Here is a 13,535-nt window from a genome sequence, read left to right on the forward strand (position 1 = left end):
CCGGCGGTCGATCATTTGTCCAGCAGGTGGCACGCGACGCCGGCCGGGGTATATCGTGACGTTGCCTGTGAAGAATTTCAGGCGGACCGCCGTTCAATGTCGCACGGACCAATCCTCTCGATCGCTCGTCGATGTCAGACGAGTCGACTCCGGAAAGTGCGAAGGATCAGGTGGTGATGACACCCTCCCGGGCCGGGCTCTACAACCCCGCGTTCGAACACGACGCGTGCGGTGTGGCCATGGTCGTCGACATTCACGGCCGACGTAGTCGCGACATCGTCGACAAGGCGATCACCGCGCTGCTCAACCTCGAGCACCGCGGCGCCGCCGGAGCCGAACCCCACAGCGGTGACGGCGCCGGCATCCTGATCCAGGTTCCCGACCAGTTCCTGCGTGCGGTCACCGATTTCGACCTGCCGGCCGAAGGCGACTACGCCACCGGCATCGCTTTCCTGCCGCAGTCGGCCAAAGACGCGGCGGCCGCCTGCTCCGGCCTGGAGAAGATCGTCGAAGCCGAAGGGCTGCAGGTACTCGGCTGGCGCGACGTGCCGACCGACGACTCGTCGCTGGGCGCGCTGGCCCGCGACGCGATGCCCACCTTCCGCCAGTTGTTCATCGCCGGGGCCTCCGGCATGGAGTTGGAGCGACGCGCCTACGTGGTGCGCAAACGCGCCGAGCACGAGCTGGGTAACAAGGGGCCCGGACAGGACGGCCCGGGGCGCGAGACCGTCTATTTCCCAAGCCTTTCCGGCCGGACGATGGTTTACAAGGGCATGTTGACCACGCCGCAGCTCAAGGCTTTCTATCCCGACCTGGCCGACGGGCGGCTGCACAGTGCGCTGGGTATCGTGCACTCCCGGTTCTCCACCAACACGTTTCCGTCGTGGCCGCTGGCGCACCCGTTCCGGCGCATCGCGCACAACGGCGAGATCAACACCGTCACCGGCAACGAGAACTGGATGCGGGCCCGGGAGGCGCTGATCCGGACCGAGGTCTTCGGCGCTGCGGGAGCGGAAGGCGCTGGCGGAGCTCAGAACAGCGCCACCAAGCTGTTCCCGGTCTGCACTCCGGGTGCCTCCGATACCGCCCGGTTCGACGAGGTGCTCGAACTGCTGCACCTGGGGGGCCGCAGCCTGCCGCATGCGGTGCTGATGATGATCCCGGAGGCCTGGGAGCGGCACGAGAGCATGGACGCCGCCACCCGCGCGTTCTACGAATACCACGATTCGCTCATGGAGCCCTGGGACGGCCCGGCCTCGATGACCTTCACCGACGGCACCCTGGTGGGTGCGGTGCTGGACCGCAACGGGCTGCGGCCGTCGAGGATCTGGGTCACCGACGACGGGCTGGTGGTGATGGCGTCCGAGGCCGGAGTGCTCGACCTGGATCCCGCCACCGTGGTGCACCGGCAACGGCTGCAGCCCGGCCGGATGTTCTTGGTGGACACCGCCGCCGGACGGATCATCTCCGATCAGGAGATCAAGTCGACGCTGGCGGCCGAGCGCCCCTACCAGCAGTGGATCGACGAGGCGCTGATCGGCATCGACGAACTGCCGCCCGGTGACGCACCCCGCATGGAGCACCACCGGGTGCTGTTGCGCCAGCAGGTGTTCGGATACACCTACGAAGAACTCAACCTGCTGCTCGCCCCGATGGCCCGCTCCGGCGCCGAGCCGATCGGGTCGATGGGCACCGACACCCCGGTGGCGGTGCTCTCGGCGCGGCCCCGGTTGCTCTACGACTACTTTCAGCAGTTGTTCGCCCAGGTCACCAATCCACCGTTGGACGCCATCCGCGAAGAGGTGATCACCAGCCTGCAGGGCGCCCTCGGACCGGAGGGCGATCTGCTCAACACCGAAGCGCCCACCTGGCACCAGATCGTGCTGCCCCAGCCGATTCTGAGCAACCAGGACCTGGCGAAGCTGCTGAAACTGGACCCGGATCAGCGGATCGGGACCCGCGGCCCGCACGGCCTGTCGGCGGCGGTGATCAGCTGCCTGTACCCGGTGGCCGAGGGCGGGGCCGGGCTGCGCGCAGCGTTGCAGCAGGTATGCGCCCGGGCGTCGGCGGCGATCAACGACGGCGCCAGCTTCCTGGTGATCTCCGACCGGGAGTCCGACGAGACGCTGGCGCCCATCCCGTCGTTGCTGGCCACGGCCGCGGTGCACCACCATCTGGTCGCCGAACGCAGCCGGACCAAGGTGGGCCTGGTGGTGGAGTCCGGCGATGCCCGCGAGGTGCACCACATCGCGGCGCTGATCGGCTTCGGCGCCGCCGCCGTCAACCCCTACCTGGCGTTCGAGTCCGTCGAGGACATGCTCGACCGCGGGTTGATCGAAGGCGTTGCGCGGGACAAGGCATTGGTCAACTACGCCAAGGCCGCCGGCAAGGGCGTGCTGAAGGTGATGTCGAAGATGGGCATCTCCACGCGGGCCTCCTACACCGGCGCACAACTGTTCCAGCCCGTCGGTATCTCCCAAGACGTTCTCGACCAGTACTTCACCGGCCTGTACTGCCCGATCGGCGGCATCACGCTCGACGACATCGCCGCCGACGTGGCCACCCGCCACGCGCTGGCTTACCTGGACCGTCCCGAGGAGCGCGCCCACCGCGAGTTGCCGGTCGGTGGTGAGTACCAGTGGCGCCGGGAGGGGGAGTACCACCTGTTCAACCCCGAGACGGTGTTCAAGCTGCAGCACTCCACCCGCACCGGCCAGTACGAGGTATTCAAGGAGTACACCTCGCTGGTCGATGATCAGAGTGAGCGGCTGGCCACCCTGCGGGGCCTGCTGAAGTTCAAGATCGGGGATCGGCCGCCGGTTCCGATCGAGGAGGTCGAGCCGGCCACCGAGATCGTCAAACGGTTTTCAACCGGGGCGATGAGCTACGGTTCGATCTCCGCCGAAGCCCACGAGACGCTGGCGATCGCGATGAACCGGATCGGCGGCCGGTCGAACTGCGGCGAGGGCGGCGAACACGCCGGGCGCTACCTGCCCGACGAGAATGGCGACTGGCGGCGCAGCGCGATCAAACAGGTCGCCTCCGGCCGGTTCGGCGTCACCAGCGACTACCTGGTCAACTGCACCGATCTGCAGATCAAGATCGCGCAAGGGGCCAAACCCGGTGAGGGCGGCCAGCTTCCGGGTAACAAGGTGTATCCGTGGATCGCCGAGGTCCGCCACGCCACCCCCGGCGTCGGGTTGATCTCGCCGCCACCGCACCACGACATCTACTCCATCGAAGACCTCAAGCAGCTGATTCACGATCTGAAGAACGCCAACCCGGAGGCCCGTATTCACGTCAAGCTGGTCGCGGAGAACGGCGTCGGGACGGTGGCGGCCGGGGTGTCCAAGGCGCACGCCGACGTGGTGCTGATCTCCGGCCACGACGGCGGCACCGGGGCGGCGCCGCTGACCTCGCTCAAACACGCCGGGGCGCCGTGGGAGCTGGGTCTGGCCGAGACTCAGCAGACGCTGCTGCTCAATGGTCTTCGGGACCGGATCGTGGTGCAGGTGGACGGACAGCTCAAGACGGGCCGCGACGTGGTCATCGCCGCGTTGCTGGGCGCCGAGGAGTTCGGTTTCGCCACCGCGCCCCTGGTGGTCTCGGGCTGCATCATGATGCGGGTCTGCCACCTGGACACCTGCCCGGTCGGGGTGGCCACTCAGAACCCGGAGCTGCGCAGCCGCTTCACCGGCCGGCCGGAGTTCGTCGAGAACTTCTTCTGGTTCATCGCCGAAGAGGTCCGCGAATACCTTGCGGCGCTGGGCTTCCGCACCATCAATGAAGCGGTCGGGCAGGTGAACGCCCTGGACACCACGTTGGCGCGGGCGCACTGGAAGGCCCACAAGCTCGACCTCGGGCCGGTGCTGCACGAGCCGGAGTCGCCCTTCATGAACCAGGACCTGTACTGCAGCTCCGGCCAGGATCACGGCCTGGAGAAGGCGCTGGATCAGCAGTTGATCGTGATGAGCCGCGAGGCACTCGACTCCGGCACCCCGGTCCGGTTCGCTACCGATATCTCCAACGTCAACCGGACCGTCGGCACCATGCTCGGGAACCAGGTCACCAAAGCCTATGGCGCCAAAGGCTTGCCGGCAGACACCATCGACATCACGTTCACCGGATCTGCCGGCAACAGCTTCGGTGCCTTCCTGCCGCCCGGGATCACGCTGCGGGTCTTCGGTGACGCCAACGACTATGTCGGCAAGGGCCTCTCCGGTGGCCGGATTGTGGTCCGGCCGCCGACCGACGCGCCCGACGGGTACGTCGCCGAGGACAACATCATCGGCGGCAACGTGATCCTGTTCGGCGCCACCAGCGGTGAGGTGTTCCTGCGGGGAGTGGTCGGTGAACGGTTCGCGGTCCGCAACTCCGGGGCACATGCCGTTGTCGAGGGTGTCGGCGACCACGGCTGCGAATACATGACCGGCGGGAAGGTGGTGGTGCTGGGCAGCACCGGACGCAACTTCGCCGCCGGGATGTCCGGCGGCGTCGCCTACGTCTACGACCCGGATGCACAACTGCCGGGCAGGCTTAACACCGAGATGGTCGAGTTGGACGCCTTCGATGACTTCGACGCCGACGACGTCAGCTGGTTGCGCGGGATCCTGGCGGCCCACGCCGAGGCAACCGACTCCGCGCCCGCACGGGCAATCCTGGCCGACTGGCCGAACCACCGTCGCCACTTCGTCAAGGTGATGCCGCGCGATTACCGAAGGGTGCTCGCAGCGGTGGCCGAGGCGAAGGCGAGCGGCACCGATCCGAATGAGGCGATCATGGCGGCAGCACATGGCTGACCCGAAGGGATTTCTCACCCACACCCAGCGCATCCTGCCGTTGCGCCGGCCGGTCTCCGAGCGGGTGGGCGACTGGAACGAGGTGTATCAGGAGTTCGCCGAGGACACGCTGCGCGAACAGGCGGGCCGCTGCATGGACTGCGGGGTCCCGTTCTGTCACACCGGATGTCCGCTGGGCAACCTGATTCCGGAATGGAACGACCTGGTCCGCACCGGGCGCTGGCGCGAGGCGTTCGACCGGCTGCACGCCACCAACAACTTCCCCGACTTCACCGGGCGGCTCTGCCCCGCGCCGTGTGAGCCGGCCTGCGTGCTGGGCATCAACCAGCCGCCCGTGACGATCAAGCAGGTCGAGTACGAGATCGTCGAGCGTGGCTTCAAAGAAGGCTGGGCGGAGCCGATCCGGCCGTCGAAGACGACCGGCAAGTCGGTGGCGGTGGTGGGCTCCGGGCCGGCCGGGCTGGCCGCCGCCCAGCAACTCACCCGGGCCGGGCACGCGGTGACGGTCTACGAGCGTGATGACCGCATCGGGGGACTGCTGCGTTACGGCATACCGGAATTCAAGATGGAGAAGCGCATCGTCGACCGGCGGCTGGCTCAGATGGTCGCCGAGGGCACGGTGTTCCGGGCGGGCGTGAACGTCGGCGTGGATGTCACGGCTGACCAACTACGCAGCGACTTCGACGCCGTCGTGCTGGCCGGTGGGGCCACCGCGTGGCGCGACCTGCCGATCCCCGGCCGGGAGCTGGACGGGATCCACCAGGCGATGGAGTACCTGCCGTGGGCGAACCGCGTCCAGGCCGGTGATCTGGCCGAGCCGCCGATCACCGCGCACGGCAAGAAGGTGGTCATCATCGGCGGCGGCGACACCGGCGCCGACTGCCTGGGCACGGTGCACCGCCAGGGCGGCAGCTGCGTGCACCAGTTCGAGATCATGCCGCGACCGCCGGAGACCCGGGACCCGTCCACGCCGTGGCCGATGTACCCGCTGATCATGCGGACCTCGGCGGCGCACGAGGAGGGCGGCGACCGGGTGTTCTCGGTCAACACCGAGGAGTTCATCGGCCGAGACGGGCACGTCACCGGGCTGCGGGCCCACGAGGTACGGCGGCGCAACGGAAGTTTCGAGAAGGTGGCGGGCACCGACTTCGAACTCGAGGCGGACCTGGTGCTGCTGGCGATGGGGTTCGTCGGCCCGGAACGGTCGGCGTTGTTGACCGACCTGGGCGTGGAGTTCACCGGTCGCGGAACCGTGGCCCGCGACGCGGACTTCGCGACCGGCGTGCCGGGGGTCTACGTCGCCGGCGACATGGGACGCGGCCAGTCGCTGATCGTCTGGGCGATCGCCGAGGGCCGGGCCGCCGCCGCCGCCGCTGACCGGTATCTGATGGGCAAGACCGCCTTGCCGGCCCCGGTCACGCCGACGATGGCGCCGATCCGGTAGGGCGGTGCACGGGCGCCGGCTCATTGACCTTCTGCCCCTGCAGCATCTTCTGTCCCGATTACAACAAATGCAACACAATTCGGCGAGTCGCGTCTTGTTTGCCATGACGCCGGTGTCTAATGGTCGGCAATGGGCGCCGCGTTAACCGCCGTGTTAACATGGTCCGCGTTATTCCAATCTGGTCCGAGCCGGGGCGGGGGTCTATCACCGTGTACATCAACCCGATATTCCGATACCGGATGGGCCGAATGGCCTGGTCACTGCTGCGGTATCCGCGCAGGAGCCGGGAGTTCCCGGCCAAGCACGAGCGTCTGATCACCGCCGACGAGCTGCTGCGCTACGCCACGTAGCTGAGCCGGGCGTAGTGAGCCCGGAAAGTTTGCTGGCCGCTAGCGCGCCGTAATCGGGGCCCATAGACCCGAATCGCGGACCGCCTCGGCAAGGGGTTCCAGCACCGCCGGGTCGTAGGGCACCGGCAGATAGACGATCGCCAGGTCCAGCCCTTCGGCGCCGAGCGCGGCGGCGTCATCGATGACCTGGCGGTAGTCATGATCGGGGTCCAGCCGTACGTGCGCCGACAGCGTGATCTCGGCTGCGTCGCGGCCGATGTCGGCGCAGTGGCCGGCCAAGACGTCACGTTTGCGGGCGAATTCGGCCGGCGTGCCGCCGACGAAGTTCCAGTGCTGGGCGTAGCGCGCGGTGATCTTCAGGGTGCGCTTCTCGCCGCTGCCGCCGATACAGATCGGCGGGTGTGGACGCTGCGGGCCCTTCGGCTCGTTGCGGGCCGCGGTGAGCCGGTAGTAGTCGCCCTGGAAGTCCGTCGTCTCCTTGCTCAGCAGGCTGACCAGGACTTCACACGCCTCCTCGAAGCGATCGAAGCGCTCGCGGATGGTGCCCAGCTCGATTCCGTAGGCGCCGGACTCCTCCTCGTTCCAGCCGGCGCCGATGCCCAACTCCAGCCGGCCCCCGGAGATGATGTCGAGCGCGGCGGCCATGTTGGCCAATACGGCGGGATGGCGGTAGTGGATGCCGGTGACCAAGGTGCCCAGCCGCAGCCGGGTGGTGGCCTGCGCCAGCGCGGTCAGCGTCGTCCAGCCCTCCAGGCACGGCCCCGTCGAGTCGGTGAAGATCGGGTAGAAGTGGTCGAAGGTCCAGCCGGACTCGTAGACGTCGATGTCGTCGGCGGCCTGCCAGACCGCCAGCATGTCGGCCCAGGTGGTGTTCTGCGGCGAGGTCTTGAACGCGAAGCGCATCCCGCCGACGTTAGTGCCTTTCCCCGCGAAGAGTCCCCCGGACGCGATGCCCCAGTGAAAATCTCGCGAGTGAAAATCTCGCGAGTGAAATCTCGCGGGAGCAGACACGAAAGCCCCCATCGACGGCCCGATTCGGGGGCTTTCGCGTCTGCTCGGCGGAGGAAACGCAGCGCCCGATAGGCTCGTCGCTGTGCATGTGGTGACTCTAGGTATCGACACCAAGGTGACCCTGCTGGCGGCCGGGCTCATTTTCCTGCTGGCGCTGCTGCTGGGGGTCTGGAAGTACCAGCAGATCATCACCTCGGAGAACCACCAGGCTCACATCTACGTCGACATCGCCCACCGGGCGGCGCTGCTGTACTCCTTCGCCACGCTGCTGGTCGCGGTGTTCGTCGAACTCAGCGGCTGGCCCACCTGGGTGAACATGACCGCGTCGATGGTGATGGTGTACTTCTTCGTCACCGCTATCGCCAGCTACATGCTGCACGGCGCCCTGCGCGACACCACCAACCAGTTCGAGAAACCCGGCCCGCTGTTGAAGGTGGGCATGGTCTTGCTCATCGTCGGTGAGATCGGCGGCTTCGCGGTGCTGCTGGCCGGTTTCGGTGTCGGCGAGTTCTGACGCCGACTTACAACGCGTCGCCGTAGATGCTGCTGACCCAGATGTGTGTCAGGGTGTCGACCACCCGATCATGGGCGATCGAGGGTTCCTCGGCGACCAGCGACGCCATCATGGTGCGCTCGTTCATCTGATTCAGCGACGTCGCCAGATCCAGGACCGGGATGGTGTGCGGCGCCGCGCCGCGATCCCGCTCGGCGGTGATCATTGCCGCGGTCTGCTCGATCCATCTGCCCATGAAGCCGTTCCACATCGCCTTGAATTCCGGGCTGGTGGCCAGCGCCTCGGTGCCGGCCCGAGCGATCGCCCGATGCGAGCTGAACGCGATGAAGAACGCCTTGATGCCGCTGCGCCAGATCCGCCGCGGGTCGCTCGGCAGTCGCTGCACCGCCCCGACGAACTCCGAGTCCGCGGCCGCGATCAGCGGCTCCAGCAGCGACAGCAGCACCGCGTCCTTGGACTTGAAATAGAAGTAGAACGTGGGCCGGGAGATCCCGGCGCCCTTGGCCAGGTCGTCCACGGAGATCTCGGCCAGCGGCCGCTGCTCGAGGAGTCGTTCCGCCGTGGTCAGAATCGCCCGCTCCCGATCGTCGCCGGACGGCCGTGCCGAACGGCGGCTGCGGGATCGGGTCGAGCCAAGCGAGGTCACGACCGATAGTCTACACTGTGTCGAGAAAATCGACACCATGTCGAGTGCCGGTTTTCCGGTTCGTTGAACTACGCTGATCGCCCGTGTCCGAATACCTCGACGTCGCGGTCGTCGGCGCCGGGATCTCCGGGATCAGCGCAGCGTGGCATCTGCAGCGGCACTGCCCGTCGAAAAGCTATGCCGTCCTGGAGCGCCGTCACGACCTGGGTGGCACCTGGGATCTGTTCCGGTATCCGGGGATTCGTTCGGACTCGGACATGTTCACCTTCGCCTTCCGGTTCAAACCATGGACCGCCGACACCACCATCGCCGACGGCGCAACGATCAAGAACTACCTGCGCGAGACCGTCGCCGAGAGCGGCATAGCCGACCGCATCCGCTATGGCCACCGGCTGGTGGCCGCCGACTGGAGCGAAGCGCACGCCGAGTGGCGCCTGACCGTCGAGCGCGACGGCGAGACGACCGAGATCCGCTGTGGCTTCCTGATCGCCTGTAGCGGCTACTACGACTACGACGATGCCTACGCGCCGCAGTTCCCGGGCACCGAGAGCTTCGCCGGACCGATCATTCACCCGCAGCACTGGCCGACGGAGTTGGACTACGAGGGGAAGAAAATCGCCGTGATCGGCTCCGGCGCCACCGCCGTGACGCTGGTGCCGGCGCTGGTCGCCTCGGGCGCGGGCCACGTCACCATGGTGCAGCGATCCCCCGGCTACATCGGGTTGCTGCGGTCGGTGGATCCGGTGGCGCGCCGGCTGAACCGGCTGCTGCCGAGGCTGGCCGCGGCCGCAGTCAACCGGTGGGGCTACATCGTGGGACAGATCGCCGTTTACCAGGTGAGCCGACGATTCCCGGCCCTCATGCGCCGGGCATTGATGCGGATGGCCCGGCGGCGGCTGCCCGAGGACTTCGATGTCGTCAAGCACTTCGGCCCCAGCTATCAGCCCTGGGACCAACGGCTGTGTCTGGCCCCCGACGGTGATCTCTTCGCAGCGCTCAACACGGGCCGGGCCGACGTCGTCACCGATGAGATCGAGACGTTCACCCCGACCGGGGTCCGGCTGCACTCCGGCGACGAACTGCCCGCCGACATGATCGTCACGGCGACCGGGCTGAACCTGCGGTTGTTCGGCGGCGCCGAGATCCGCCGTGACGGCCTGCGGATCAGTCCCCGCGACACGGTCGCCTACCAGGGCATGATGCTCAGCGGCGTGCCGAACCTGGCTTTCACCGTCGGTTACAGCAACGCGTCATGGACCCTGAAGGCCGACTTGGTGTCGGAGTCGGTCTGCCGGGTGCTCAAGCACATGGATGCTCATGGCTTCGACACCGTGGTGCCGCGCGAACCCGGCCCACACGTGCAGGAGCGCCCGCTGGTGACGCAGATCTCCGGCTACGTGCAGCGCGCGATGGGCCAGCTACCGCGGGCCGGATCGCACCATCCCTGGCGCTTGCACGACAACTACCTGCTGGACTCGGTTCTGACCAGGCGCGGCAAGGTCGACACCCGCCACCTGCTGTTCTCCCGGCGTCAAACCTGAGCCGCACGGACATACCCTGAGTCATAATTATCGCGCATAACCATTGTCCTTCAATGGCGGAGGCCGTCGCCCCCAGGTTGACAGTTGAGTCAGATATGCCGGATAGCGAGCTGTTACTGGATGATCGGGCCATTTAAATGCCCTGACTGAGGCCATCTAGTACGAAAAAATGGCGAAAGCACGCCTGCAGATCATAAAACTGGACAAGTTACTGACGCTCCTGTTAATTTAGCCTAAACTTAGGAAAATTTAGGTAAAGGGCTGCAGCGATGTGGCCTTACACACGGGAGGAGACCGCGGTGACGCAGCGAGTTCGGGGGCGACGGTCGAAGGTGGCGCGACGGCGGTTGGCCGGCGCCGCGACGTCGGTAGGGGCTTTTCTGGCGTTCGGGATGTCGCCGCTAGCGGCTTCACCGGCGCAGGCCGACTTCGACTTCGACTGGCTGGACCCGCTGTCGTGGTTCGGTGCGGAGGCCGAGATTCCCGGTGACGCCGCCTTCACCTTCAGCGACTGGGGTGGCCTGCTGATGGGCGACCCGGATGCGTGGGTGGCCTTCGACGACCAGGCCTACCTGGCGATTTATGACCCGATGCAGGCGATGATCGAGAACTCGGCCAACGACTGGTGGCTGGACCCGCTGAACCAGATGTTCGCCATGGGTGACTCGTGTGGCGTGTTGTGCAATGGCGCGGACGCCTACATCAACGACGACGGTGACCTGGTCACGGCCCAAGCCGGTGGCCTCTGGTTCGGCGACGGCGGTGACGGCATCGACGGCTCCGACGGCGGCGCGGCCGGCTTCTTCGGCAATGGCGGCACCGGCGGCGACGCGGCCGTCGGCTCAACCGTCACCATCGATGGCGTCGTCTACGCGGGCACCGGCGGCGACGGCGGGGCCGGCGGCGCCTTCATGGGCTACGGCGGCACCGGTGGTAACGGCGGCGCCGCATTCGTCGATGACAACGACAACGTGATTCTGGCCGGCGCCGGCGGTAACGGCGGCGACGGCATGGGCCTGCTCGGCATCGGCAACGGCGGTGACGGCGGTGTCGGTGGCCACGGCCTGGACGCGACCGCTGACCACGCGGCCACCGCCGGTGGTCTGGGCGGCAACGGTGGCAACGCCGGACCGCACACCGGCAACGGCGGTAACGGCGGCGCCGGCGGCGTCGGCGGCCAGGGGATGCAGGGCCTCACCGACACCAACGGCAACGGTACGGCCGGCGGCGAGGGTGCCGCGGGTGGCAACGGCGGCGTCGGCGGTAACGGCGGCGAGGTCTTCGGCAACGGCGGTAACGGCGGCGCCGGCGGCCAGGGCGGCAAGGGCGGGACCGGTGGTACCGGCGCCGACGGTGTCGACGGCGACTGGGCAGTCAACAACGGCAACGGGACCGACGGCGGCGACGGTGGCGCCGGCGGTAACGGCGGCGTCGGTGGTAACGGTGGCGCTGCCGGTACGGCGCACCACGAGGGCAGCGGCTCCGACGGTGCCGGTGGGGTCGGTGGCAACGGCGGTGCCGGTGGCGACGTCGGGCTCGGTGGCGACGGCGGCAACGGTGCCGCCGGTACGGCGGCCAACCCCAACGGTGGCGACGCCGGTAATGGTGGCGACCCCGGCGACACCGCGGGCCTGGGCGGCGCGGGCGGCCAGGGCGCCGGCGGCAGCGCGAACGGTCAGGACGGTGCCGATGGCACCATCACCCCGATTGTTTCGGGTAACGGTGGTGTCGGCGGTGCCGGTTACAACGCGGCGGCTGACAGCACCGCGGCGGCCGGTACCAGTGGCGGCAACGGTGGCGCCGGTGGTAGCGGCGGCAAGTGGGGCAACGGCGGCAACGGTGGGGCCGGCGGCAACGGCGTCCAGGGTGCCGACGGCAGCTTCGCCAACGGCGGCAGCGGCAACGGCACCACCGGCGGCAACGGCGGTGACGCCGGCGACGGCGGTGATTCCGGCGAACTGGCGGCCAACACCGCCGGGAATGCGGGTGCGGCCGGCAACGGCGCCGATGGCGGTGCCGGTGCTGACGCCACCGTGGCGGGTGGCGACGGCGGCAACGGCGGCAGCGGTGGTAACGCCGGTAACGGTGCTGCCGGCGGTTCGTCGGCCAACGGCACGGCGGGCACCGACAGCGACGGTGGCGTGGCGGGTAACGGTGCCATCGGTGGAAACGGTGCGGCCGGCACCGACGGTGTCGGCACGACGGCGCCCTTCGACGGTGCTTCCAACGGCCAGGCCGGCGGCAGCGGTGGTCAGGGCGGCAACGGCGGCGCCGGCGGCGCCGGCGGTGGCACCAACGGTGTCGGTAGCAACGGTGGCAACGGCGCGGCCGGGGGCAACGGTGCCGACGGCGGGGTCGGTGGCTACACCACCCACGGCGACGACGCCGGGCAACCGGAGCAGGTGCACAACATCGGTGTCGGCGGCCAGGGCGGCGCCGGCGGCGACGGTGGCAGCGGCGGCGCGGCCGGCGCCGGCACGGCCAACGGTGCCGGCGGCAACGCCGGTAACGGTGGCGCCGGCGGCGCCGGCGGCAACGGTGGCAGCGGGGGCGACCTCCAGAGCACCGGTTACATCGACAGCGTCGGGAACACCAGCCTGGGCAACCCGGCCAACATCACCGGTGCCGGCGGCGCCGGCGGTAACGGCGGCGACGGCTACGTCGCGGGTAACGGTGGCCAGGGCGGCGATGGCGGCAACGACGACTTCGCGGCCGGCTCCAACGGTGGCAACGGCGGCGCCGGCGGTAACGGCGGCACCGGTGTCGGCGCAGGCAGCACCGGCGGTGACGGCGGTGCCGGCGGCAACGGTGGCGACGGCAGCAACATCCGCTGGGGCTGGACCGGCTCGGGCGCCCCGCCGTCGTCGATCAGCAACGGCACGCCGAGCACCTCGGGCCCGGTCAACGACGTCTCCGGCGGTAACGGCGGTAACGGCGGTAGCGGTGGCGTCGGTGACGCGGGCAACGGCACCGGTGGCGACGGCGGTGCCGGCGGCACCGTGGTTACGCCGGACCTGCCCACCGGACCCGGGTCCATCGGCATCAACGATGGTGAGGTCAACGGTGGCGCCGGTGCCACCGGGGGCACCGGCGCGACCGATGGCGCCGCGGGTCAGGACGGCGGCACCGCGTAGGTACGACGACAACCGGGAAAGCCCCACGCGCTTCGGCGGGTGGGGCTTTTCCCGTTGTCGGAGCGCCTACCGTTTACACACCGTTGAGTTAGTCAA

At 68.5% G+C, this 13,535-nt stretch carries 7 protein-coding genes; 5 read left to right on the forward strand and 2 right to left on the reverse strand.

The window, feature by feature from the left end; translation table 11 throughout:
- Window positions 1-176 precede the first annotated feature (176 nt).
- Together gltB and ACAG20_RS18295 are read left to right on the forward strand one after the other, a co-directional pair.
- Window positions 177-4,799: a glutamate synthase large subunit gene (gltB, locus tag ACAG20_RS18290; RefSeq protein WP_112686029.1), complete on the forward strand. Its 4,623-nt coding sequence runs from the start codon at window positions 177-179 to the stop codon at window positions 4,797-4,799.
- On the forward strand, window positions 4,792-6,243 hold the full coding sequence (locus tag ACAG20_RS18295; RefSeq protein ID WP_112686007.1) for a glutamate synthase subunit beta: 1,452 nt from the start codon (window positions 4,792-4,794) through the stop codon (window positions 6,241-6,243). Before gltB ends, ACAG20_RS18295 begins: the two co-directional genes overlap by 8 nt.
- A 389-nt stretch (window positions 6,244-6,632) precedes the next feature.
- Here the strand turns inward: ACAG20_RS18295 and ACAG20_RS18300 are convergent, their stop codons facing one another.
- Window positions 6,633-7,496 (reverse strand): LLM class F420-dependent oxidoreductase, encoded by an 864-nt coding sequence (locus tag ACAG20_RS18300; RefSeq protein ID WP_112686005.1) that lies wholly within the window; start codon window positions 7,494-7,496, stop codon window positions 6,633-6,635.
- A 199-nt stretch (window positions 7,497-7,695) separates the two neighbouring features.
- Between ACAG20_RS18300 and ACAG20_RS18305 the strand changes: the two genes are divergently transcribed.
- On the forward strand, window positions 7,696-8,118 hold the full coding sequence (locus ACAG20_RS18305; RefSeq protein WP_112686027.1) for a hypothetical protein: 423 nt from the start codon (window positions 7,696-7,698) through the stop codon (window positions 8,116-8,118).
- Between the two features lie 7 nt (window positions 8,119-8,125).
- On the opposite strand, the gene ACAG20_RS18310 is transcribed toward ACAG20_RS18305, so the two are convergent.
- The gene (locus ACAG20_RS18310; RefSeq protein WP_112686003.1) at window positions 8,126-8,764 is read right to left on the reverse strand and encodes a TetR/AcrR family transcriptional regulator; all 639 of its coding nucleotides are present in this window, start codon (window positions 8,762-8,764) and stop codon (window positions 8,126-8,128) included.
- Between the two features lie 83 nt (window positions 8,765-8,847).
- Here ACAG20_RS18310 and ACAG20_RS18315 point away from each other — a divergent pair, with 83 nt between their 5' ends.
- A complete protein-coding gene (locus tag ACAG20_RS18315) occupies window positions 8,848-10,305 on the forward strand; it encodes a flavin-containing monooxygenase (protein WP_370493588.1) in 1,458 nt (485 codons plus the stop codon).
- Between the two features lie 299 nt (window positions 10,306-10,604).
- Complete coding sequence (locus ACAG20_RS18320) at window positions 10,605-13,439, forward strand: PE family protein (protein WP_370493589.1); 2,835 nt, start codon at window positions 10,605-10,607, stop codon at window positions 13,437-13,439.
- Window positions 13,440-13,535: the final 96 nt, after the last annotated feature.

It is taken from the genome of Mycobacterium sp. pW045, assembly GCF_041287085.1.
Lineage (GTDB): Bacteria > Actinomycetota > Actinomycetes > Mycobacteriales > Mycobacteriaceae > Mycobacterium > Mycobacterium algericum_A.